Origin of the sequence: Allobosea sp. NPDC003192 (genome assembly GCF_050275675.1) — a bacterium.
In the GTDB taxonomy this organism is placed as follows: domain Bacteria; phylum Pseudomonadota; class Alphaproteobacteria; order Rhizobiales; family Beijerinckiaceae; genus Allobosea.
This window is the reverse complement of sequence record NZ_JBNNPK010000025.1, coordinates 65,571-86,789: the sequence shown is the minus strand read 5'-3', so window position 1 is coordinate 86,789 and position 21,219 is coordinate 65,571. Positions and strand designations below refer to the sequence as shown.

Genomic DNA, 21,219 nt, shown 5'->3' with positions numbered 1-21,219 from the left:
TCCTCGGTCGTCGCCGCGGTCTCCTCCAGCGAGGAGGCCTGCTCCTCGGTGCGCTTCGACAGATCGTCCGCGCCCATGTTGATCTCCCGCGCCGCGATCCCGACATCCGATGCCGTCATCTGGATCGTCGACACCGTCGCCGAAAGGCGCGTGATCGTCTCGTTGACGGCCTCCTTGAGCTCGGCGAAGCGGCCGCGATAGGCCGTCGGCACCTGACGGGTCAGATCCCCTGCCGCCAGCGCGTTAAGGACCTCGACGAACTCGGTCGTGGCGCTGTCGACCACGGCGTTGATCTCGTTGATGCCGGCGACCAGCTTCTGCATCTGCTCGTCGGCATCCTCGACCTGGAGCCTCGCCGAGAAATCACCCGCAGCCGCTGCCGCAACCACCTCGCCGACATCCGAGACGACGACGGACATCGCATCGGCCGAGCGAATCCGCTCCGCTGCCGCGGCACGCTCCTGCTCCTGCAGCAGCGCGACCTGCTCGGTGCTCTGGCGCAGCACGGCGACGGCCCGCGCCATGTCGCCGATCTCGTCCTGCCGCTTGGTGTGCGGAACCGCGATCGCGGTCTCGCCGGCGGTGAGGCTGCTCATGGTCGCACTGAGATCGATCAGCGGGCGCGTGATCGAGCGCTGCGCGAACAGAATCGCCGCCGCGATCGAGGCAAGCAGCGCGGCGAGCAGCACAGCCGGCAGAATCCATTGGACCTGGCGCGTGAAAGCGGCCGCCTCCTCGGCAAGCCGGTTGCCGACCTCCTCGTTGCGCTTGCCGAAGGCGACGAGTTGGTCGTTCAGCGCCTTGCGATTGGCACGGTTCTGATCGTTGTTGCCCTGCTGATTGGCCGCCGCGGTCGAGACCTCGCGGCCGAGCCGAATCAGCTCGGCGCGGAAGGCGATGAACTCCTCGACCGACTTCTGCAGTTTGAGCGCGGTTTCACGCTCCTGCACCGGCACCAGGGCGACCAGATCGGCGGCGAGCTTGCGCATCACCGGGAAGCGGGCCTCCTTCGGCTTGGCGAAGGCTTCCGCCTCCTTGGCGTCCTTCGACATATAGATGCCGCGGGAATCCATCACCACGGCGAAGACCTGAGTGTTGATCCGCTCGGTGACCAGCGCGATCTCGCCCTGGACATCGGAACGCGCGTTGAGGTCGCTGGAGCGCGACAAGGCGTAGAGGCTCAATGCTGCCGAGAGCACCGCGCCGGCGACGATGATCCCCAGCATCGCCAGCACTTTGAAACGGATCGATTTCATATTCTTGCTCGTACTGCCGCACGGTCAGGATCGACCGGCACTTACACTTTCGGCATGACCAGGCACCGAAGCCGATGAGGCCCAAAAAGCTTTGCCAGCAGTGGTTAAGGGCCGTTTAAGGCAATGGCTTTCCTCTTGGGAAACTGCCAAAAAACGCGGCGATCTGCTCCTTTCCGCTGCAAACGCGAGAAGACGCATGCGCAGGTTGCGGCATGCAGTGCCGGCATGTCGTACTGTGGCATTCGGGCCACGCTCTGCGTCGGCCATCATTTCGCCACATCCTTTTCACCCCGGCGCCATGCCGCGCCATGAAGTGAAAGGGGTCAGCCGACGAGAATTCATTGGAACTTGTCGGCAATTCGCATGTTTCCGCTGCCAGCCGCACCCATAAGAGCCGAGTTATGTCCGCCCAGCCTGATGCTTCCGCCACCTGCTCCCGCCGCCGCTTCCTGACGATGGTCTCGGCCTTCGTCCCCGTCGGTCTGGCCGGCTGTGTATCGGGCCCGCAGCAGCCCTTCGAGGCGCGCACGCCGGTCCATCACAACGCAGCCTTCCTGTCGATGTATGACGAGCGGCCGGATGAGCGCCATCCGCTGCCTGCGACCGACATCGACGAGGTCGACACGCGCTTCCTGCGCCAGGAGGTCGACTATCGGACCCCGGAGCGGCCCGGCACGATCGTGGTCGACACCTCGGCCCGCTATCTCTACCTCGTCCGCGAGAACGGTCGCGCCATCCGCTACGGCATCGGCGTCGGCAAGCAGGGCATGTCCTGGCGTGGCCGCGCCACCGTCGCCCGCAAGGCGGAATGGCCACGCTGGACGCCGACCGCCGCCATGATCGCCCGCGAGCCGGAGCGGAACGCCCGTTGGGCCGGCGGCATGGCCGGCGGGATCGAGAACCCGCTCGGCGCGCGCGCCCTTTATCTCTACCAGGGCGACCGCGACACGCTTTACCGCATCCATGGCACCAGCGAGCCCTGGTCGATCGGCAAGGCCGTCTCCTCCGGCTGCATCCGTCTGTTCAACCAGGACATCATCGATCTTCACAGCCGCGTCCCGACCGGAACCCCCGTGGTCGTGCTGAACCGCAACCCGATCGGCGAACCGCAGATCGACGAGACCGACGCGCCGCTGCCGCCCGACGACATCTGAGGGCTCGCGTCCGAGCTACTTGGTTCCCGAAAAGGGCGGCTCGCAGCCGCCCTTTTTCATCTGGCCGTGGCGCCGTCACGGTCTCTTCGCCAGATCGGGCTACTCCCGCAGACATGGGCCGCTGCGATTTGCCTCGGCGCGGTTTTGCGCTACGCCCTGCCAGCCGGCAGCCCGCCGGCGAGACGATGAGAACGCCAGATGCGCGTGACGATGATCGGTTCAGGCTATGTCGGCCTGGTCTCGGGAGCCTGCTTCGCCGATTTCGGCCATGAGGTAACCTGCGTCGACACCGACGCCGGCAAGATCGCCGCCCTGAAGCGCGGCGAGATCCCGATCTACGAGCCCGGCCTCGACGACCTCGTCGCCAGCAATGTCCGCGCCGGGCGGCTCTCCTTCACCACCGAGCTCGCCGGGCCAGTTGCGGCGGCCGATGCCGTCTTCATCGCGGTCGGCACGCCCTCGCGCCGCGGCGACGGCCATGCCGACCTCTCCTATGTCCATCAGGCCGCGCGCGACGTCGTCGCGGCCATCGACGGCTTCACCGTCGTGGTGACCAAGTCGACCGTGCCGGTCGGCACCGGCGACGAGGTCGAGCGGATCATGCGCGAAACGAAGGCAGATGCCGATTTCGCGGTGGTCTCCAATCCCGAATTCCTGCGCGAAGGCGCCGCCATCGCCGACTTCAAGCGTCCCGACCGGATCGTCATCGGCACGGAGGACGACCGCGCCCGCAAGGTCATGGAAGATCTGTATCGGCCGCTCTACCTGAATGCGGCCCCGCTCCTGTTCACCGCGCGCCGGACGTCGGAGCTGATCAAATACGCCGGCAACGCCTTCCTTGCGACCAAGATCACCTTCATCAACGAGATCGCCGAACTGTGCGAGCGGGTCGGCGCCAATGTCCAGGAGGTGGCGCGCGGCATCGGCCTCGACAACCGCATCGGCGGCAAGTTCCTGCATGCCGGTCCGGGCTATGGCGGCTCCTGCTTCCCGAAGGACACGCTCGCCTTGATCAAGACGGCGCAGGACATGGAAAGCCCCTTGCGCCTGGTCGAGACGGTGGTCGCGGTCAACGACCAGCGCAAGCGGGCGATGGCGCGCAAGGTCATCGCCGCCTGCGGCGGTTCGGTCCGGGGCAAGCGCATCGCCATCCTCGGCCTCGCCTTCAAGCCGAACACCGACGACATGCGCGAGGCGCCGTCGCTCGCGATCGTGACGGCGCTGCTCGACGCCGGCGCCGAGATCGTCGCCTACGACCCCGAGGCGATGGCGAGCGCCAAGACGCTGATGCCGGAGATCGCCTACGCTCCCGACGCCTATTCCTGCCTCGACGGGGCGGATGCGCTGGTGATCGTCACCGAATGGGACGCCTTCCGCGCGCTCGATCTCGGCCGGGTCAAGGCGGCGCTGCGCCATCCCGTGGTCGTCGACCTGCGCAACATCTACCGCTCCGGCGAGATGCGCGAGCGCGGCTTCACCTATGTCAATGTCGGAAATGCCTGACGAACAGCCTGTGTCGGCGCGACAGAAAGGCGCCGGGCCATCGCCTTGATAGCGTCATAAGCCGTCACCACCTTTCGGGGCGACAGGGCGACCGCTCTGTCCAACATGAGAGGAGATGACGATGACGCCGCAGGAACGCGACGTGATCGCCGGGATTTTCGACCGCCTGCGTCAGGCGGAAAATCAGCCCCGCGACCCCGAGGCTGAACGCTTCATTGCCGATCGGCTGCGCGAACAGCCCTATGCCGTCTATGCGATGGCGCAGTCGGTCTATGTGCAGGAGCAGGCTCTCACCAGCCTGCAGGGCCAGATCGACCAGCTGCAGGCCGAAGTCGAGCGGCTGCGCAATCAGTCGCAGCCCGCTCCCGCGCCGGCTCAGCAATCCGGCGGCTTCCTGTCGGGTATCTTCGGTGGCGGCGCGAGCCAGCCGGCCCGTTCGGGCTCGGTGCCGTCCTTCCCGCAGCGTGCCGCGCCGCAGCCGGCTTCGCCGCCCTGGGGCGGACAGGCTGCTGCGCCCCAGCAGGGCATGGCGCCGCAGGGCATGGGCGCAGCGCCCGGCCCCTGGCAGAACCAGGCAGCGCAGCCGCCGGCGCGCGGCGGCGGTTTCCTGGCGAGCGCGCTGACCACGGCGGCCGGCGTTGCCGGCGGCATGGTCGCGGGCAACATGCTGATGAATGCGCTCGGCGGCAGCAAGAGCGCAGCGGGCGAGGCCAAGCCGGCCGAAGCCAGCACGGCCGAGAACAAGGACAGCTCGCAGAACAGCGAGGCCTCAAAGGATACGCAGACGGCCGCCGACCAGCAGCCGGCCGCGGAACCGCAGCAGGCCTATCAGGAGCCGAGCTATCAGGACGCCAACTATGACGATGGCAGCTATGACGACGGCTCCGGCGGAGGCGACGACGACTGGGCCTGAGCTCAGCGCCACCCCTTGAAACGACGAGGCCCGCCTGACGACAGGCGGGCCTATTCTTTTGGGTCGTGGCTCGTCCGTCTCAGATCACCAGAACCTTCGCACCGACGCGCACGCGCTCGTAGAGGTCGATCACGTCCTCGTTGTTCATGCGGATGCAGCCGGAGGAAACCGCCTGGCCGATCGTGTTCGGCTCGTTGGTGCCGTGGATGCGGTAGAGCGAGGAGCCGAGATAGAGCGCGCGCGCGCCCATCGGGTTCTCGGGACCGCCAGCCATGAAGCGCGGCAGGTCGGGCCGGCGCTTCAGCATCTCGGCCGGCGGGGTCCAGCTCGGCCATTCGGCCTTGCGGGTAATGGCCTTCATGCCGGCCCATTCGAAGCCGGGACGGCCAACACCGATGCCATAGCGCAGCGCCCGTCCACCCGGCTGGACCAGGAAGAGAAACTTGCGTGGCGTATCGATGACGATGGTGCCGGGCTTGTGCGGGCCGTCATAGGCGACTTCCTGCTTCTGGAAGCGCGGATCGAGCGTGCGCGCGATCGGCCGCTCCACCGGGATCGGCTCTCCGAGCGCAGCGGAGCGGCGCTCGCGGCGCATCTCCATCGGGTCGCCCTGGATCGGAACCGGCGCCTCATAGTCGGAGAGGCGGCGCATCTGCGGCTGCTGGCCATAGGCGCCGCGTTGCGGCCGGTTGTAGACCGCCCCGCCCCGGCCGTAATCGGTCGGGTCCTGGCCGGTCATCAGCATCTCGATGAAGCCGCCGCCATATTGGCCGCGGCCAGCCGAATGCGTGACCATCGGATCGGCCGGGCGCCAATAGGTCTGGGCACCAGCCCGGTCAGGCAGGGAGGCGAGCCCCGCGAGCAGAGCGAGGGGGACGAAACGGATCGCACGCATGACGCAACTCTCTCAACGCAACTGGTTGGTTGGAAGCGTGAGGCGATGTGTTGAAATGAATGGTGAATCGTTGACTCTACCGGCTCCGAAACCAGCTTAATCGCTCGAATTCCCGGGATTAACCTTAGCGATCCGCGAGCAAACGCAGTAAACGCCGAGTTCACACCGCGGGACCCGTGTTAACGGTCAGACCAACTCAGCCCGACCTGCCCCTGCTCTTGCGCATGGCGAGCCAGAGCCGCAGCAGCGTCCGGCAACGGGCCACGTCGAAGGCCAGCATCAGCCCACCATAGACGACGATGCCCAGGCTGCCCTGCAACAGCAATTCGGGCAGAGGAGCGAGCCGGCCGGAGAGCGGCCAGACCACCACCGCCATGACGACCACCGCCGCGACGATAATGCCGATCTCGCGCCAGTTCGGGCTGACCGGGAGCGAGCGCAGGCCGACCCAACCGGTGATGGCGAGGACGACGAGGAAGCTGAGGGTCTGGCCGAGCGCATAGCGCTCCGGCCCGAGCGCGCCGGCGGCGAAGACCAAAGCGAGATTGGCGAGGAGGCCGGTGCAGGCCGCCAGCGTCACCAGGCCGGTGCGCTTGCCGAGCAGGAAGACCGGGTAGATCCCGGCGGCGAAGATCGCGAGCGCGACGAGACCGGGCAGGAGCAACCGCAGATAACCAGCGAAATGGCCATGGAACTGCGCAGGCACCAGGAGCGCCTCGAAGGCCGGCAGGACCAGGAAGAGGCCCACGGCGACCGGCAGCGAGACCATCAGCACGATGACGAAATTGCCGGCGATGCGCTTCTCAGCCGCTCGCCGGCCCTTGGTCTCGTCGAGCCGCAGCACCTCGCGCAGCATGACGATCTCGAGCGTCGAGGCGAGCATGCCGAACAGGCGCAGGCCCATATCGGCCGCGAGCGAGAAATAGCCGGCCTCGGCGAAGCCGTTGCTGTCGGCGAGCAGCGAGCGGTTGAGCAGCGGGATCAGCGAATAGATCGCGTTCGCGCCGACGATCGGCAGCGCATAGCGCGCGAAGTCGAGTGCGAGGTCGCGCCTTGCTGCCGCCCAGGCGAACGGCGCGTCGGCGAGAGTGCGCCGCACCGCCAGCAGCGCCGCCATGGCACTGACGACGCCGCCGAACATCACAATCGTCGCGTCGCGCGTCCACCAGGCGCCGCCGACCATCAGCAGCAGTGCCAGCACGTTCTTGACGATGATCAGGCGGGCATAGGCCGCGTCGAGGAAGCGAGCGCGTGCGATGGCGCCGTGATAGTCGAACAGACCGGCGCAGATGCCGCCCAGCACCGAGCCCGCCACCAGCATCGCCGGCAGCCCGAAATCGACGCCGGCGACGACGGCCGCGACCAGGAGGCCGCAGAGCGCAATGGTAATGCCGGCGCTCAGCACGTCGAGCGTCGCCCGAATCTGCGGCTGGTCCTCCCGGCTCTTCTGCGAGTAGAAACGGACGGCCGAGAGCCTGATCCAGTCGAGCAGCGCGGTGTTGAGCAGGACGAGGATCGCCGCGCCGATGGCGTAGCGGCCAAACTCCGCGGGGCCGAGGAAATAGGCGATGAGCAGCCCGAGGAGGAAGTTCAGCCCGGCATTGATCACGAAGGGCAGGAGAACGGTCATGACGCCATCGCGAAGGGGCCTGCCAGCTCGACGCCGGCCACGCATGACTGCGCTGATTCCGCCTAATAGCCAAACCGCTCATGTCCAAGCGGAAACTGGCTCAGCCTTGCTCTCTCCGATCACGATAGGCCGAGGCGATGCCTAGCGACCCGCTGTTCTACCTCGTCGGCTGGGTCACCACCCTGCTCGTCGGCATCGGCAAGGGCGCCTTCGGGGGCGGGCTCGCCATTCTCGGCGTGCCGCTGCTGGCGCTCGTCGTCGATCCCCTGCAGGCGGCGATCATGGTGGCGCTGCTGGTCGCGGCGATGGATCTCTTCGCCATCGGCAGCTTCGGCGTCTCGACCTGGTCGAAGAAGGACCTTGCCTGGCTGATCCCCGGCCTGGTCGCCGGCATCGCGATCGGCTATGCGGTCTTCCTCATCGTCGACGCCCGCATCGTCACCCTGGTCATCGGCCTCGTCACCCTCGCCTTCACGGCGCATTGGTTCCTGCGCGGCCGGAGCGCGCCCGCCGGAAAGCTTCCGGTATCTCCGCCCTTGGCGTTGCTGGCCGGCACGACCTCGGGCTTCACCACCTTCATCGCCCATGCCGGCGGCCCGCCGGTGGCGATGTACCTCCTGGCGCGCGGGCTCTCCAAGACCGCTTTCGTTGGCACCACCATCGCCTTCTTCATGCTCGGCAACCTGCTCAAGCTGCCGCCCTATATCGCGCTGGGCCTGAAGCAGCCGCAGGCGCTCTGGGCCGCGCTCGCCCTGCTGCCGGCCGCTCCGCTCGGCGTCTGGCTGGGACGCTGGCTGCACGAGCGGCTCGACCAGAAGCGGCTGTTCTTCGCCTGCTATCTGCTGCTCGCAGTCGCCGCGCTCAAGCTGACCGCCGACGCCGCGCTCGCACTGCTGCGATAACGGCATGGCAGGAGCGCGAGCGACCCGTCTTTGCAGCGGGCCGCATTGGCCCTAAGCGATCCATCATGACCACCCTGCCCGCCCTTCGCGACGCCACCGACGCCGATTCGGAGCCGCTCGCAACCCTGATCGCCGCGACCTTCGCCGAGTACCCGAACTGTTTCTTCGACTGGTCGGAGTTCCCGGAGCTGCGCCGCCCCGCCAGCCACTATGCGCAGAAGGGCGGCAAGCTCTGGGTCGCCGACGGGCCGGATGGCCGCATCGCCGGCTCGATCGCGGTCGTGCCGGTGCCGGACCAGAACGCGGTCGAGCTGTTCAAGGTCTATGCCGATCCGAGCCAGCGCGGCAGCGGCCTGGCGCAGGCGCTGTTTGCACGCACGCTCGCCTTTGCCGAGGCCGGCGGCTATCGCGAGATGATGCTGTGGTCGGACAGCAAGTTCGCCCGCGGCCATCGCTTCTACGAGAAACTCGGCTTCGTGCGCTGGCCGGGCGAGCGCTATCTCGCCGACGTCTCCTCGACCTGGGAATATCATTTCCGCAAGCCGCTTGCCGCGGCACGACCATGAATCCCAATACCGCGCTGCGGGCCGCGTTCGGCATCGCGCTGCTCACCGCGATGGACGCGGTGATCAAGGCGCAGATGCAGCAGCATCCGTTCCTGATGGCGCTGTTCATGCGCTTCGCTGCAGGCGCGGTTTGCGCGATCATCGTCGTCGCGGTCCTGCGGCCGGCCAGGCCGACGCGGGTGAGTCTGATCGGCAACAGCCTGCGCGTACCTCTGGTCATCGTGACCGCCGGCAGCTTCTTCTACTCGATCTCGGAATTGCCGCTCGCCGAAGCGCTGACGCTCTCTTTCCTGGCGCCAGTCTTCGTCGCCCTGCTCGGGGCGCTGATCCTGAAGGAGCGGCTCGACGGGCGTATCCTGCAGGCGCTCGGCTTCGGCCTTGCCGGCATGCTGGTGATGGTCTGGCCGCGGCTGCAGGGCGGCGTCACCGGGGCCGAACTCGGTGTCGCCGCGGCCCTGGTCTCGGCGGTATCCTACGCCTTCAACCTGATCCTGCTGCGCCGGATCGCGGTGAAGGAGCACCCGGCGATCATCGTTCTGTTCCAGAACGCCGGACCCGCGCTGTGCCTGGCCTGGCCGGCCTCCTTCTTCTTCGTGCCAATGGGTAGTGGCGACCTCCTCGCCTATCTCGGCGCTGGCGCGCTCGGCGTCGCCGGACATTTCTCGCTGACCTCGGCCTTCGCCCGTGCCCCGGCCTCGCGCTTGGCGCCGATCGAGTACACGGCGCTGGTCTGGGCGAGCCTGCTCGGCTGGTTCGTCTTCGGCGAGGCGCCGCTCTGGACGACCTATGCCGGCGCGGCACTGATCGTTGCGGGCGCCTTCGCCGTCAGCCGGCGCTGACCTGCCGCAAAATCGCCCGGTTGGTCGGACTTGTGCGCTCCAGGACCAGAGGGAAGCGACCGACCCCACATGCCCAGCTTCCGCTCCAACGGTGATTGATCCGGGCATGCAGCGTCCCGGCACCGCTGCTCGCGTCCTTCGCGAACCCGGCCTCCCTGCCGCGCTCTGCTTCCACATCCTGCTCGGCGTCCTGCTCGCTGTCCGAGCCTTCAGCGGCTTCGCGCCGGCCATTGAGACGAGCGTCGAGGTCGAACTGGTCGGGCCGGAGGCGCTGGCGCCGCCGCCAATGCCGGTTCAGGCGCCCGCTCCAGCACCAGTGACCGAGATCGCACCGGCTCCACAATCAGCCCCCGCCACCCCGCCTCAAGACAAGCCGATCGCCCCACCCGTCCCGCCGCCAGCCGAACCGCCGGCGATGATCACGGCCAAGACGCTGCATTCCGAGAGCGTGCTGGCTAATCCGCGCAGCCGGGGAGCGCGCGAGGCGCTGAAGACGCTCGAGGCGAGCGAGCGCGTCGAGCAGCTCTGCAATCTCGAGGCGATGAGCCAGATCCATGCCTGGAAAGCGGAGTTCGAGCCGGATCGCGTCGTCGCCTTCGCCATGGCCGGCACGAAGCAGAGGAGGTCCACCCTGGAAGCGGAGGGCGCCGCCTTCCGCAGCCGCAAGCAATGGTACGGCTTGCGCTTCCGCTGCGAGATGGCGGCGAACGGCAAGGTCGCCGGCTTCCAGTTCCGCGTCGGCGAACCGATCCCGCGCAGCGAATGGGCGGCGCATGACCTGCCGCCCGAGCACTAGCTCTGCCCGGCAGCCTTAGCCCGGCTTGCCGCAATAGGCCTCCAGGCGGTAGCCATCGGGATCGACGACGAAGGCGGCGTAATAGTCCGGGCCGTAGGATTCGCGCAGGCCCGGCTTGCCGTTGTCGGCACCGCCGGCCGCCAAGGCCGCGGCATGGAAGGCATCGACGCTCTGACGCGTCGGCGCGACAAAGCAGAAATGCAGGTTGGAATCGCGATCCGGCGGCACTGGCGCGGCGACCGCGCCGATCCAGAGACCGACACTCCCCTTGCCATAGCCGAGTGAGCTTTCGTCGGCGCTCAGGCAATCGTAGCCGAGCGCACCGAGCGCAGCGTCGTAGAAGCGCTTGCTGCGGGCGATCTCGCGAACGCCGATGGAAACGTGATCGAACATGACTTCTTCCTCCCTTTCAGGCTTTGATGCGCTTGGCCCGGAAATCGGCCTGGACCTGCCAGCTCGCGCCGCCATCTCGCGAGCGGTCGCCGATCCAGTGGAACGAGTCCGGGGTGATCTTGGTGAAGCGCCAGCGGATCTCGGTGCCGTCATCGAGCTTGCCGTGCTGGACAATGTCCTTGCCTTCGGCGCGACCGATCTGGTGCGTGTAGTACTGTTTGAGCGGATCGCTCCAGCGGATGTGCCAGGCGTCCTGCCCGGGATCGTAGATGCGTAGCGTCGTGCCGTGGAAGAAGCCCGGCAAATTCCAGACATCCTGTACAGCACAGCCGCCGAGCACCCAGCCGAAGCAGATCTCGCCCTTGGCTTCATGGCGTTGGCCATTGTCGGTGTGCATGATCGCGTCCATCGTCCAGGCGCCGACGAACTGGCCGTAAAGGGTGAGCTTGTCGGCATAGTCCGGCGCCGGCCCGGCGGCGATGAGGACATCCGCCAGCGTCGATGGCGCTGCTGCCATGATCGGGCTCCGTCTTGATCAGATTGGCGTCCAGCTAGACCCGGAAGCCCGGGCCTCGCTTGGGAAAAACTGCTAAACTCACGAACATGACCGCGACCGCTCATCTCCTGGCGTCGGGCCCTGGCTGGCGGGTCAGCGACATCGTCTGCACGGCCGGCCCAACCGACCGGGCCTTCGAAGAAGAGCACCCGCAGCACTGCATCGCGATCGTCCGCAGCGGCTCGTTCCGTTACAGCTCGACGCAGGGCAGCGCGGTTTTGGCGCCGGGCTCGCTGCTGCTCGGCAATCGCGGCGCCTGCTTCGAATGCGGGCACGAGCACGCGGCGGGCGACCGCTGCCTCGCCTTCCAGTTCGAGCCGGCCTGGCTCGAAGGCATCGTCGCGGCCGTGCCCGGCGCCCGGAACGCGGATTTCGCGCAGGCACATCTGCCGCCCCTGCCCGCGCTCGCCCATCTCGTCGCCGCTGCAGAAATCGCCGCGGGTGAACCCGAAAGGCTCGAAGAGACCGCGCTGCGTCTCGCCGGCGCCGTGGCGAGCGTGCTGTCAGGCCAAAGGTCTCGGGCCGAGACGCCCAGTGCCCGCGACCAGCGTCGGATCACGCGAGCGCTGCGCCATATCGAGGCGCATTGCGAGCAGCCACTCTCGCTCGACACGCTGGCAGGGCTGGCGGCGATGAGCCCCTATCACTTCCTGCGTACCTTCCGGATTCTCGTCGGGATGACGCCGCATCAATATGTGCTGCGCACCCGCCTGCACCGGGCGGCGTTGCTGCTGCGCCGGACCGAGCAGCCCGTCGCCGGCATCGCCTTCGATTGCGGCTTCGGCGATCTCTCGACCTTCAACCGGCGCTTCAGGCGGGTGATGGGCGCAAGCCCGAGCGACTATCGCAGCACCTGAGCGGCGTCAGCGCTTGCCGCCGAAGATCATGCAGGTCTCGGTGCCATGCGCCAGCAGCTTGCCCTGCGCATCGACCAGCCTGCCCTCGCTGGTCGCGACCGAGCCGCCACGATGGATCAGCCTGCCCTCGCAGCGCACCGGGCCGTTGCCGGGCATGACCGGGCGGACATAGTTCAGCTTCATCTCCAGCGTGGTGTAGCCCTCGCCGACCCGCAGCGTCGAATGCACGGCGCAGGCCATCGCGGAATCGAGGATCGTCGCGGTCCAGCCGCCATGGATCGTGCCGAGCGGATTGAAGAAGCGCGGCGAAGGCTTGCCGACGAAGACCACTCTGCCCTCCTCGACCTCGGACAGGTCGAAATCCATCGCATCGGCAAAGGGCGGGCCGGGATGACGCCCCTCGATCATCCCGCGCAGGAACGACGTGCCATCCTCCGCCAGCAGGACATCACGGCTGACGACACCGACCTGGCGGGGCATGGCTGAACTCCATCTTTATCGTGTAGATGCACGATAGAGATGGCCACGCACCATGGTCAAGCGCTCCGCTTGCAATCAGGGGATCAGCCGATCTGCCTCGCCGCTCGCCTGATCGTCTTGAGATTGTCGCGCGTCTCGCTCCAGCGCTCCTGGCCGAGGCCGCCTTCGATCTTGTCCTGCGCCGCACGCCAATATGGGATCGCCGCCTCGATCGCGGCGCGGCCCTTGTCGGTAACGGCATAGGTCAGCGCCCTGCCTTTGCAATCGACCGGCTCGATCAGCTTCTCGGCAGCGAGCAGTTGCAGGTTGCGAGTTAGCGAGGTCCGCTCCAGTGCGAAGCGGTCGGCAAGCTCGGTCACCGAGCGCCAGGCGCCGGTCGAGAGCGCCGAGAGCAGCACGAACTGGGTGATTTTCAGGCCGCTCGGTCGCATCGCCTCGTCATAGGCGCGGGTCACGGCGCGTGCCGTCATACGCACATGCAGCACGACGCAGGAACGGGCGATGTCGTCGAGATGAAGATCAGGCGCGAGCGTCGTCATCCCGCCACGATAACCGGTTTAGGCTTCCGCCGCAGCAGCGCAGATCGGCGGCCGGTCGCCGCATTCACCTTTTGCGCAGCGGTTTCCTTGACTCCGGCAGACCCCGCGCCTATCTCCGCGACGTCGGTTAGCACTCAGCTACTGAGACTGCTAACAGACCCCATTCACGGGCCGCCCACGAGCCCGTTCAGAATACAATTCGAGAGGAAGACAGAACCATGAAGTTCCGTCCGCTGCATGACCGCGTTGTGGTCCGTCGCCTTGATGGCGAAGAGAAGACCAAGGGTGGCATCATCATCCCCGACACCGCCAAGGAAAAGCCCCAGGAGGGCGAGGTCGTCGCCGTTGGCGCCGGCGCCCGCGACGATGCTGGCAAGCTGGTCGCCCTCGATGTCAAGAAGGGCGATCGCGTCCTCTTCGGCAAGTGGAGCGGCACCGAGGTCAAGATCGACGGCCAGGATCTCCTGATCATGAAGGAATCCGACATCATGGGTATCGTCGGCTGAGCAGCCAGACGATTCCCCTTCCGTAAAGTCCAATCAGGAGTAGTCTCATGGCTGCCAAAGACGTCAAATTCGGCACCGAAGCCCGCGACAAGATGCTGCGCGGCGTCGATGTCCTCGCCAACGCCGTCAAGGTCACGCTCGGCCCGAAGGGCCGCAACGTCGTGATCGAGAAGTCGTTCGGCGCTCCCCGCATCACCAAGGACGGCGTCACCGTCGCCAAGGAGATCGAGCTCGCCGACAAGTTCGAGAACATGGGCGCGCAGATGGTCCGCGAAGTCGCTTCGCGCCAGAACGACCATGCCGGCGACGGCACCACCACCGCCACCGTGCTCGCCCAGGCGATCGTCCGTGAGGGCGCCAAGTCGGTTGCGGCCGGCATGAACCCGATGGACCTGAAGCGCGGCATCGACCTCGCCGTCGAGGCCATCGTCGCCGACCTCAAGAAGAACTCCAAGAAGGTCACCTCGAACGCGGAAGTCGCGCAGGTCGGCACCATCTCGGCGAACGGCGACGAGTCGGTCGGCAAGATGATCTCGACCGCCATGCAGAAGGTCGGCAACGAGGGTGTCATCACCGTCGAGGAAGCCAAGACCGCCGACACCGAGCTCGACGTCGTCGAGGGCATGCAGTTCGACCGTGGCTATCTCTCGCCGTACTTCATCACCAACGCCGAGAAGATGGTCGCCGAGCTCGAGGACCCCTACATCCTCATCTTCGAGAAGAAGCTGTCGTCGCTCCAGGCGATGCTGCCGATCCTCGAGGCCGTCGTGCAGACCGGCAAGCCGCTGCTCATCATCGCCGAGGATGTCGAGGGTGAGGCTCTCGCCACGCTCGTCGTCAACAAGCTCCGTGGCGGCCTGAAGGTCGCGGCCGTCAAGGCTCCGGGCTTCGGCGATCGCCGCAAGGCCATGCTCGAGGACATCTCGATCCTGACCGCTGGCCAGATGATCTCGGAAGACCTCGGCATCAAGCTCGAGACCGTGACGCTCAACATGCTCGGCCGCGCCAAGAAGGTGCGCATCGAGAAGGAGAACACCACGATCATCGACGGCGCCGGCAAGAAGAAGGACATCGAGGGCCGCGTCGCGCAGATCAAGGCGCAGATCGAGGAGACCACCTCGGACTACGACCGCGAGAAGCTCCAGGAGCGCCTGGCCAAGCTCGCCGGCGGCGTCGCGGTCATCCGCGTCGGCGGCGCGACCGAGGTCGAAGTCAAGGAGAAGAAGGATCGCGTTGACGATGCCCTGAACGCCACCCGCGCTGCGGTGGAAGAAGGCATCCTGCCGGGCGGCGGCGTCGCCCTGCTGCGCGCCCTGAACTCGGTCAAGTCGATCAAGACCCAGAACGACGACCAGAAGACCGGTGTCGAGATCGTCCGCAAGGCGATCGCCGCCCCGGCCCGCCAGATCGTCGACAACGCCGGCGATGACGGTGCGGTCGTGATCGGCAAGCTGCTGGAGTCGAAGGACTACTCCTTCGGCTACAACGCCCAGACCGGCGAGTACGGCGATCTGGTCAAGGCCGGCATCATCGACCCGACCAAGGTCGTGCGCACGGCGATCCAGGATGCGGCTTCGATCGCCGGCCTGCTGATCACCACCGAGGCGATGGTCGCCGACCTGCCGAAGAAGGAGGCCCCGATGCCTCCGATGGGCGGCGGCGGCATGGGCGGCATGGACTTCTGAGGAAGTCCAGCCCCTCGCCTTTTGCGAGAAGTACGAAGGCCCGGCGCAAGCCGGGCCTTTTTCGTCTGCAGAGAGCTTTGCACAGGCATGTGATGCCGTGTGCTTGCACCGATTTTGGTTGTAGGCCCTAGATCGTGACAGGTGCGGCATCCTGCCGCGCTCTGCTTTCGGGGGTCCTTCGATGAACAACCCTGCCCTGGGCGATGCCGCCAAGCTGGTCGGCCGCATCCTGCTCGCCCTGATGTTCGTGCTCGGCGGCTGGTCCAAGATCAACGGCTATGCCGGCACGCAAACCTATATGGCCTCGGCCGGCGTGCCGGGCATCCTGCTGCCGCTCGTCATCATCGTCGAGCTGATCGGTGGCCTGATGATCGTCGTCGGCTACAAGACCCGCCTCGCGGCGCTCGCCCTGTTTGCCTTCACAATCGCCGCCTCGGTGCTGTTCCACATGAACTGGGCCCAGCCGATGCAGCAGCTGCTATTCATGAAGAACCTCGCCGTGGCCGGCGGCTTCCTCGTGCTGTTCGCCGCCGGTGCCGGTGCCTATTCGGTCGACAAGGACTAAGGGCCCATCACAAAACGCTGAAAAAGCGTGGCCCGGCCTTGAGCCGGGCCTTTTTTGTGCGCAGGGCTGCTCTACAACGCTCTCACCTACGCAGCGCCCCTTCCGCGCTGATTCCCCGACAAGGACGACGCCATGCGCCTGTTGAGTTTCGCCGTCGCCGCGCTCGCCGTGATCGCGCTCGTCGTCAGCCAGCAAAGCGGCAGTGCCAGCATTCTCGGCCTTGGCGTCGTCGGCGTCCTGCTCGCCTTCGCCACCTTCCGCGCGACCACCATCCCGTTCTTCCTGAAGATCTTCGCCGGCATCTTCGGCACGGAGTATGTCCTCTTCGGCGCCGGCACGTTGATCGCCCAGCTCGGCTTCTGGCCTGCCGCCTGGCAAGCGGCTGCGCCGCCGGCCAGCCTTGCCACCACGGTCGCCGTCTTCGGCATCCTGATCTATCTGGTTTCCTTCGTGCCGGTGGTGCAGCGTATCGCGCGCATCGCTTCGCCCTATTTCGAATCCTCCGAGCCGCAGATCGCCAATCTCGGACCGTTCGGCCGCTACCGCATGCGGCTCGGCACCTTCGCGGTCGCGCTCGTCGTCTTCCTGATCGTGCTCAACCAGGCGCAGGTCGGCATCTCCCTGCGCATCAACTTCTTCTACCGCGACTTCAACAACGCCCTGCAGGAGAAGAACGCGCCGGTCTTCTGGGAGCAGCTCGTCAACGTCTTCTGCGTCTGGGCGGCGATTGCAGTGATCAGCTACCTGATCGAGACGGTCGCGCAATCGGTGCTGCTGATCCGCTGGCGAGAATGGATGGCGGCCGAATACAACAAGCGCTGGCTCGGCAACGGCAACCATTACCGCATCTCGCTCGCCGGCACCGCCGACAACCCCGACCAGCGCATCTCGGAAGACACCCGCTCCTTCTTGAACCAGACCTACAGCTTCTCGCTGACGCTGATCACCCAGGTCTCGACGCTGGTTTCGTTCTCGATCGTGCTGTGGTCCATTCCCGTGGCGATCACGGTGCCCGGCACCGATATCGTCATCCCCGGCTTCATCTTCTGGGCGACGCTGATCTATGCCGCGCTCGCGACCTGGGTCACCCACCTGATCGGCAAGCCGCTGATCTCGCTGGAATTCGAGCAGGAGCGGCGCGAAGCGAATTTCCGCTTCGCCCTGGCCCGCCTGCGCGAATACTCCGAGCAGATCGCGCTGATGCGTGGCGAGATCGCGGAGCGCCGCCATCTCGGCGAGACCTTCGGCGGCATCGTCGAGAATTTCTACCGGCTGCTCTGGCGCAAGCTGAAGCTGACGACCTTCACCCTGTCCTACAACCAGGCCAACGTCGTCATCCCTTACGTCCTGCTCGCGCCCTATTATTTCGGCGGGCAGATCGCCTTCGGCGTGCTGACGCAAGTCGCCTCGGCCTTTGGCCGGGTCGAGACGGCGATGTCGTTCTTCATCAACAGCTACCAGTCGATCGCCTCCTATCTCGCCTCGATCAACCGCCTCACCACCTTCGAGGCCGCGATCGTCAAGGCGGAGGCGCAAGGCGCCGGCGGCGAAGGCGCGGCGATCGACATCGTCGAGAAGCCGGTGAAGGACGCGACGATAGAGACACTCGCGCTCAACCTGCCGAACGGGCAGCCGATCGTGCAGGCCTCCAACCTGACGCTGCCCGCCGGGCAGTCGACACTGGTCATGGGTCCGTCGGGGTCGGGCAAGTCGACCTTGTTCCGGGCGCTCGCCGGCATCTGGCCATTCGGCGAAGGCAAGGTCGCGACGCCGGAAGGACAGCGCATGCTGGTGCTGCCGCAGCGGCCTTACCTGCCGCAGGGTTCGCTCAGGGCTGCGCTCGCCTACCCCTCCGAACCCGACGCGTTCAGCGACGCCGACATCCATGCCGCGATGGAGAAGGTCAAGCTCGGCCACCTCGCAGAGCGGCTCGACGAGGTCGATCTCTGGGGCCAGCGCCTCTCCGGCGGCGAGCAGCAGCGGCTCGCGGTCGCGCGCGCCCTTCTGGCCAAGCCCGACTGGCTCTTCCTCGACGAGGCGACCGCCTCGCTCGACGAGAAGCTGGAAGGCGAGATCTATGCGGTGATCCGGCACGAACTGCCGCAGACCAGCATCATCTCGATCGGCCATCGCTCGACTCTGCGAGACCTGCACGACCAGTTGATCGCGATGGAGAAGAACGCCGATGGCACCTTCAGCCCGAAGGCGAAGGCCATGGCGGAGGCGGGATGAGCACGACCTGTCCCCTCTCCCATGCGGGAGAGGGTTAGGGTGAGGAGTCACGCGACACCGATCGTTGGCGTCGCGCCGGATATTCGAACTTTCAAGACCTGTGCGACCCCTCATCCGGCGCTGCGCGCCACCTCCTCCCACAACGGGAGAAGGAAGAGTGCCGCCCGTCAGATCCCGCGGTCGAAGCGGATTTCGCCGGCGCCCGTCTTGATGACGAGACGGCCCTCGACCAGATCCCATTGCCGGGCGGTGCGTAGCGCCATCAGATAGCTGCGCTCGAAATCCGAGGCGCCCTTGTCGCAGGCCATCTTGGTCACCGCGATCGGGCCGACGGCGAAGGCCTGCTGGCGCAGCGGATAGGCCGAGGCCGAGAAGGTGTTGCAGCCGGCAAAGCCGGTGCCGCGCAGATTGGAGTCGACCTTCAGCGTGGCGCGGTAGCCGGTAATCGGCTTGCCGTTCATCTGGATCGCCGTCCAGGAGGCGTCGAGCGGGAAGTTCTTCTCCTGCTTCGGCGGTGGGGCCTCCTGCTGCTGCTCACCACGAGGCGGCATCTGCTGACGACGCTGGGCATGCGCATCGGTCACCAGCATCGGCGACAGGGAGAGAGCGAGAGCGGCCATGAGGCCTAGGCGCGACTGCGTATTCAACTGGTCCAGACCCCGATTGGAAAGAGCGCGACGGCCCGTAGGAGAACCCGACGCTTTCCACTGCACCGATCGCGGTGGCGAGCGCAAGCCTCGATCGCACCGCTCTTGGTACGACTTGCACTGAAATCGCCTCGCATGGGCTGGTTAACCCGACATTGCGTCGGGAATCGGACAGGTCAGATGCGCGCCAGGAGCCGCTCGATCAGCAGATTGGAGCGGCGGAAGACATAGTCGAGCGTGCGCACGGTGATGTCGTCGGCCCCGGCCTTGCCGAGTTCCTCGACCAGCGGGAACACCGCCTTGCGCGGACAATGCAGGGTGACGACGCCGTCGCTCCCCGCCGCGCCGAAGGGCAGGCGCGCACCAAGCCGATGCGCGATCTCGCCGAGCCGCTGCGGCGAAACGGCGTTGAGCACGGCGCGGACCTCGCGTAGCGACCGCGCTTCCTCCTCCGCCGCGATACGCGACAGGATGGCGGCCGCGGCCTCCCGAGCCTGCGTGCCCCAGGGCGCGCGCACGGAGGCCACGAGATTGGCCTCAGAGGCCAGGATCACGCCGTCGTCGAGCACTTTCAGCGCGTTCGCCGACAGCGTCGCGCCGGTGGTGGTGATGTCGACGACGATCTCGGCGGTGCCGGCTGCCGGAGCGCCCTCGGTCGCGCCGAGGCTCTCGACGATGCGGTAGTCGGCGAGGCCGTGATTGGCGAAGAAGCGGCGCGTCAGGTTCACGTATTTGGTGGCGACACGCAGCTTGCGGCCGGTGCGGGCGCGCATGGTCGCGGCGACGTCGTCGAGATCGGCCATGGTGCGGACATCGATCCAGGCCTGCGGCACCGCGACGACGACATTGGCTTGGCCGAAGCCGAGCGGCGCGAGCAACACCATGCTGGCATCGGCGTCGGCGACCTGCTCGCGCACCAGATCCTCGCCGGTGATGCCGAGATGGGCGGCGCCGGAGGAGAGCTGCGCGACGATCTCGGAGGCCGAGAGATAGGCGACCTCGGCCCCGCCGAGCCCGGCGATCTGGCCGCGATATTCGCGCTGGCCGCGCGCCTGCACGAAGGAGAGGCCGGCGCGGCCGAAGAAGGCGGTGGCGTTCTCCTGCAGCCGGCCCTTCGAGGGAACTGCGAGGACCAGCGGCGCGTCGTTTGTCATCTTGTCCGCCCCGCTCATGCCTTGCCTCCCGCGAGCCGATCGAGCCAGAGCGAGGCGCCGACGGCCGGTACCGATGCTGGGGCGCCGAGGCGCTGCAGCACGCCGTCATAGCGGCCGCCGCCGGCGATCGGCTTCAGATCCGGCCTGGCCGGGTCGTGCAGCTCGAAGATGAAGCCGGTGTAGTAGTCGAGATTGCGGGCAAAGCCCGCCGAGAAGGAGATGTTGGCGACATCGACGCCGCGCGCGGCGAGGAAGCCAGTGCGTTCGTCGAAGGCGTCGAGCGCGGCCGACAAGTCGAGCCCGGCGTCGCCGGCGAGCTTGCGCAGGGCGGCGGAGGCGCCATCCGGATCGCCGCCGATTGCCAGCGCATGCGCGATCACGCCGCTCGCCTCGCCGTTGACCGGGTTGTCGCGCTCGGCTGCCCGCGCCAGGAAGCGCTCGGCGATGTCGCCGGCTGAACGGCCCCCGACAGTCGAGATGCCGGCGATCGAGAGCACGTCCTCGACGAAGGCGCGCGCCGCCTTGGGGTCCTGCCCCTCCAGCGCCTTGAGCAGGCCGGCATGGGCGTGCTCGACCTCGTTCGTGGGCGGCTCGAGCGCGGCGACGGCATCGGCGCCCTTACCCTGAGCCACGGCGCGCATCAGCCGACGGCGAGCGGCCTGCGGCACGCCGAGCCGGTCCAGCAGCGCGGTCAAGAGCGCGACATCGCCCATCAGCAGGCGCGGCCGGGTCAGGCCGAGCGCAGCGGCCGCCTCGACGGTCAGCGCCATGATCTCGGCGTCGGCGGCGGCGAAATCCGTGCGCCCGAAGGACTCAAGGCCCGCCTGGGCGAACTCGCTCGGCTCGTTCGCGCCGCGCATGCGGAAGACCGGGCCGGCATAGGCGTAGGAGGCCGGCTCGCCGGCATGGGCGGCGATATGCGCCAGTGCCACGGGGATGGTGTATTCGGGGCGCAGGCACCATTCGCGCCCGTCATCGTCCTGCGTCAGGAAGATGCGGCGGCGGATGTCCTCGCCGGAGAGATCGAGGAAGGGCTCGACTGGCTGCAGGATCGCCGGCTCGGCGCGCGAAAAGCCCTCGCGCTCGAACGGCGCGATCACGGTCTCGAGCTTTGAGCGCATGGCCGGCACTTTACAAAAAACCTTGTTGCG

Annotated in this window: 22 protein-coding genes; 12 read left to right on the top strand and 10 right to left on the bottom strand. The window is 67.0% G+C overall.

Going from position 1 to position 21,219, the window contains the following annotated elements; all coding sequences use genetic code 11:
• Positions 1-1,256 (bottom strand): HAMP domain-containing protein (locus ACQKLX_RS26330; protein WP_427364520.1); only part of this gene is annotated, 1,256 nt, incomplete at its 3' end.
• 455 nt (positions 1,257-1,711) lie between these two features.
• Between ACQKLX_RS26330 and ACQKLX_RS26325 the strand changes: the two genes are divergently transcribed.
• From ACQKLX_RS26325 to ACQKLX_RS26315, 3 genes are all read left to right on the top strand, one after another.
• A complete protein-coding gene (locus ACQKLX_RS26325; protein ID WP_427364523.1) occupies positions 1,712-2,410 on the top strand; it encodes a L,D-transpeptidase in 699 nt (232 codons plus the stop codon).
• Positions 2,411-2,608: 198 nt separating this feature from the next.
• Positions 2,609-3,913, top strand: coding sequence for a UDP-glucose dehydrogenase family protein (locus ACQKLX_RS26320; protein WP_427364519.1), 1,305 nt, complete (start codon positions 2,609-2,611; stop codon positions 3,911-3,913).
• A gap of 121 nt (positions 3,914-4,034) precedes the next feature.
• Positions 4,035-4,826 carry a DUF2076 domain-containing protein gene (locus ACQKLX_RS26315; RefSeq protein ID WP_427364518.1) on the top strand — a complete coding sequence of 264 codons (792 nt, stop codon included), beginning with the start codon at positions 4,035-4,037 and terminating at the stop codon, positions 4,824-4,826.
• Between the two features lie 79 nt (positions 4,827-4,905).
• Here ACQKLX_RS26315 and ACQKLX_RS26310 read toward each other — a convergent pair whose 3' ends face one another.
• A complete protein-coding gene (locus tag ACQKLX_RS26310; protein WP_427364522.1) occupies positions 4,906-5,622 on the bottom strand; it encodes a L,D-transpeptidase in 717 nt (238 codons plus the stop codon).
• Between the two features lie 295 nt (positions 5,623-5,917).
• Entirely contained in the window at positions 5,918-7,351 is a 1,434-nt protein-coding gene (locus ACQKLX_RS26305; RefSeq protein WP_427364517.1) for a lipopolysaccharide biosynthesis protein, read from the bottom strand.
• Positions 7,352-7,488: 137 nt separating this feature from the next.
• Here ACQKLX_RS26305 and ACQKLX_RS26300 point away from each other — a divergent pair, with 137 nt between their 5' ends.
• The 4 genes from ACQKLX_RS26300 to ACQKLX_RS26285 all read left to right on the top strand — a co-directional run bounded on the left by ACQKLX_RS26300 (position 7,489) and on the right by ACQKLX_RS26285 (position 10,454).
• Positions 7,489-8,253 carry a sulfite exporter TauE/SafE family protein gene (locus ACQKLX_RS26300; protein WP_427364515.1) on the top strand — a complete coding sequence of 255 codons (765 nt, stop codon included), beginning with the start codon at positions 7,489-7,491 and terminating at the stop codon, positions 8,251-8,253.
• Between the two features lie 65 nt (positions 8,254-8,318).
• Positions 8,319-8,819: a GNAT family N-acetyltransferase gene (locus ACQKLX_RS26295; protein ID WP_427364513.1), complete on the top strand. Its 501-nt coding sequence runs from the start codon at positions 8,319-8,321 to the stop codon at positions 8,817-8,819.
• On the top strand, positions 8,816-9,658 hold the full coding sequence (locus ACQKLX_RS26290) for a DMT family transporter (protein WP_427364512.1): 843 nt from the start codon (positions 8,816-8,818) through the stop codon (positions 9,656-9,658). Before ACQKLX_RS26295 ends, ACQKLX_RS26290 begins: the two co-directional genes overlap by 4 nt.
• Before the next feature lie 106 nt (positions 9,659-9,764).
• Complete coding sequence (locus ACQKLX_RS26285; protein WP_427364511.1) at positions 9,765-10,454, top strand: DUF930 domain-containing protein; 690 nt, start codon at positions 9,765-9,767, stop codon at positions 10,452-10,454.
• Positions 10,455-10,469: 15 nt separating this feature from the next.
• Here ACQKLX_RS26285 and ACQKLX_RS26280 read toward each other — a convergent pair whose 3' ends face one another.
• Entirely contained in the window at positions 10,470-10,847 is a 378-nt protein-coding gene (locus ACQKLX_RS26280; RefSeq protein WP_427364510.1) for a VOC family protein, read from the bottom strand.
• Between the two features lie 16 nt (positions 10,848-10,863).
• On the bottom strand, positions 10,864-11,364 hold the full coding sequence (locus ACQKLX_RS26275) for a hypothetical protein (RefSeq protein WP_427364509.1): 501 nt from the start codon (positions 11,362-11,364) through the stop codon (positions 10,864-10,866).
• 86 nt (positions 11,365-11,450) lie between these two features.
• Between ACQKLX_RS26275 and ACQKLX_RS26270 the strand changes: the two genes are divergently transcribed.
• Positions 11,451-12,260 carry a helix-turn-helix domain-containing protein gene (locus tag ACQKLX_RS26270; RefSeq protein ID WP_427364508.1) on the top strand — a complete coding sequence of 270 codons (810 nt, stop codon included), beginning with the start codon at positions 11,451-11,453 and terminating at the stop codon, positions 12,258-12,260.
• Positions 12,261-12,266: 6 nt separating this feature from the next.
• On the opposite strand, the gene ACQKLX_RS26265 is transcribed toward ACQKLX_RS26270, so the two are convergent.
• Together ACQKLX_RS26265 and ACQKLX_RS26260 are read right to left on the bottom strand one after the other, a co-directional pair.
• The gene (locus ACQKLX_RS26265) at positions 12,267-12,740 is read right to left on the bottom strand and encodes a PaaI family thioesterase (RefSeq protein ID WP_427364507.1); all 474 of its coding nucleotides are present in this window, start codon (positions 12,738-12,740) and stop codon (positions 12,267-12,269) included.
• 83 nt (positions 12,741-12,823) lie between these two features.
• Positions 12,824-13,279 (bottom strand): MarR family winged helix-turn-helix transcriptional regulator, encoded by a 456-nt coding sequence (locus ACQKLX_RS26260; protein WP_427364506.1) that lies wholly within the window; start codon positions 13,277-13,279, stop codon positions 12,824-12,826.
• A gap of 218 nt (positions 13,280-13,497) precedes the next feature.
• On the opposite strand from ACQKLX_RS26260, the gene groES reads away from it, so the two are divergent.
• The 4 genes from groES to ACQKLX_RS26240 all read left to right on the top strand — a co-directional run bounded on the left by groES (position 13,498) and on the right by ACQKLX_RS26240 (position 18,267).
• Entirely contained in the window at positions 13,498-13,785 is a 288-nt protein-coding gene (groES, locus tag ACQKLX_RS26255) for a co-chaperone GroES (protein WP_137883337.1), read from the top strand.
• 47 nt (positions 13,786-13,832) lie between these two features.
• Positions 13,833-15,470, top strand: a complete 1,638-nt coding sequence (groL, locus tag ACQKLX_RS26250; protein ID WP_427364505.1) for a chaperonin GroEL — start codon at positions 13,833-13,835, stop codon at positions 15,468-15,470.
• 181 nt (positions 15,471-15,651) lie between these two features.
• Positions 15,652-16,035, top strand: coding sequence for a DoxX family protein (locus tag ACQKLX_RS26245; RefSeq protein WP_427364504.1), 384 nt, complete (start codon positions 15,652-15,654; stop codon positions 16,033-16,035).
• Positions 16,036-16,167: 132 nt separating this feature from the next.
• On the top strand, positions 16,168-18,267 hold the full coding sequence (locus ACQKLX_RS26240) for an ABC transporter ATP-binding protein/permease (protein WP_427364503.1): 2,100 nt from the start codon (positions 16,168-16,170) through the stop codon (positions 18,265-18,267).
• A gap of 167 nt (positions 18,268-18,434) precedes the next feature.
• Here the strand turns inward: ACQKLX_RS26240 and ACQKLX_RS26235 are convergent, their stop codons facing one another.
• From ACQKLX_RS26235 to ACQKLX_RS26225, 3 genes are all read right to left on the bottom strand, one after another.
• On the bottom strand, positions 18,435-18,887 hold the full coding sequence (locus ACQKLX_RS26235; protein ID WP_427364502.1) for an META domain-containing protein: 453 nt from the start codon (positions 18,885-18,887) through the stop codon (positions 18,435-18,437).
• A gap of 203 nt (positions 18,888-19,090) precedes the next feature.
• The gene (gene hisG / locus ACQKLX_RS26230) at positions 19,091-20,086 is read right to left on the bottom strand and encodes an ATP phosphoribosyltransferase (protein ID WP_427364501.1); all 996 of its coding nucleotides are present in this window, start codon (positions 20,084-20,086) and stop codon (positions 19,091-19,093) included.
• Positions 20,083-21,189 carry an ATP phosphoribosyltransferase regulatory subunit gene (locus ACQKLX_RS26225; RefSeq protein ID WP_427364500.1) on the bottom strand — a complete coding sequence of 369 codons (1,107 nt, stop codon included), beginning with the start codon at positions 21,187-21,189 and terminating at the stop codon, positions 20,083-20,085. Before ACQKLX_RS26225 ends, hisG begins: the two co-directional genes overlap by 4 nt.
• Between the last annotated feature and the right edge of the window lie 30 nt (positions 21,190-21,219).

Excerpts from the sequence above, each read along its gene's own strand:
- ACQKLX_RS26325 (WP_427364523.1), top strand. The coding sequence starts at position 1,712 with ATGGTCTCGGCCTTCGTCCCCGTCGGTCTGGCCGGCTGTGTATCGGGC.
- ACQKLX_RS26320 (WP_427364519.1), top strand. The coding sequence starts at position 2,609 with ATGCGCGTGACGATGATCGGTTCAGGCTATGTCGGCCTGGTCTCGGGA.
- ACQKLX_RS26315 (WP_427364518.1), top strand. The coding sequence starts at position 4,035 with ATGACGCCGCAGGAACGCGACGTGATCGCCGGGATTTTCGACCGCCTG.
- ACQKLX_RS26310 (WP_427364522.1), bottom strand. The coding sequence starts at position 5,622 with ATGGTCACGCATTCGGCTGGCCGCGGCCAATATGGCGGCGGCTTCATC.
- ACQKLX_RS26305 (WP_427364517.1), bottom strand. The coding sequence starts at position 7,351 with ATGACCGTTCTCCTGCCCTTCGTGATCAATGCCGGGCTGAACTTCCTC.
- ACQKLX_RS26300 (WP_427364515.1), top strand. The coding sequence starts at position 7,489 with ATGCCTAGCGACCCGCTGTTCTACCTCGTCGGCTGGGTCACCACCCTG.
- ACQKLX_RS26295 (WP_427364513.1), top strand. The coding sequence starts at position 8,319 with ATGACCACCCTGCCCGCCCTTCGCGACGCCACCGACGCCGATTCGGAG.
- ACQKLX_RS26290 (WP_427364512.1), top strand. The coding sequence starts at position 8,816 with ATGAATCCCAATACCGCGCTGCGGGCCGCGTTCGGCATCGCGCTGCTC.
- ACQKLX_RS26285 (WP_427364511.1), top strand. The coding sequence starts at position 9,765 with ATGCAGCGTCCCGGCACCGCTGCTCGCGTCCTTCGCGAACCCGGCCTC.
- ACQKLX_RS26280 (WP_427364510.1), bottom strand. The coding sequence starts at position 10,847 with ATGTTCGATCACGTTTCCATCGGCGTTCGCGAGATCGCCCGCAGCAAG.
- ACQKLX_RS26275 (WP_427364509.1), bottom strand. The coding sequence starts at position 11,364 with ATGGCAGCAGCGCCATCGACGCTGGCGGATGTCCTCATCGCCGCCGGG.
- ACQKLX_RS26270 (WP_427364508.1), top strand. The coding sequence starts at position 11,451 with ATGACCGCGACCGCTCATCTCCTGGCGTCGGGCCCTGGCTGGCGGGTC.
- ACQKLX_RS26265 (WP_427364507.1), bottom strand. The coding sequence starts at position 12,740 with ATGCCCCGCCAGGTCGGTGTCGTCAGCCGTGATGTCCTGCTGGCGGAG.
- ACQKLX_RS26260 (WP_427364506.1), bottom strand. The coding sequence starts at position 13,279 with ATGACGACGCTCGCGCCTGATCTTCATCTCGACGACATCGCCCGTTCC.
- groES (WP_137883337.1), top strand. The coding sequence starts at position 13,498 with ATGAAGTTCCGTCCGCTGCATGACCGCGTTGTGGTCCGTCGCCTTGAT.
- groL (WP_427364505.1), top strand. The coding sequence starts at position 13,833 with ATGGCTGCCAAAGACGTCAAATTCGGCACCGAAGCCCGCGACAAGATG.
- ACQKLX_RS26245 (WP_427364504.1), top strand. The coding sequence starts at position 15,652 with ATGAACAACCCTGCCCTGGGCGATGCCGCCAAGCTGGTCGGCCGCATC.
- ACQKLX_RS26240 (WP_427364503.1), top strand. The coding sequence starts at position 16,168 with ATGCGCCTGTTGAGTTTCGCCGTCGCCGCGCTCGCCGTGATCGCGCTC.
- ACQKLX_RS26235 (WP_427364502.1), bottom strand. The coding sequence starts at position 18,887 with ATGGCCGCTCTCGCTCTCTCCCTGTCGCCGATGCTGGTGACCGATGCG.
- hisG (WP_427364501.1), bottom strand. The coding sequence starts at position 20,086 with ATGAGCGGGGCGGACAAGATGACAAACGACGCGCCGCTGGTCCTCGCA.
- ACQKLX_RS26225 (WP_427364500.1), bottom strand. The coding sequence starts at position 21,189 with ATGCGCTCAAAGCTCGAGACCGTGATCGCGCCGTTCGAGCGCGAGGGC.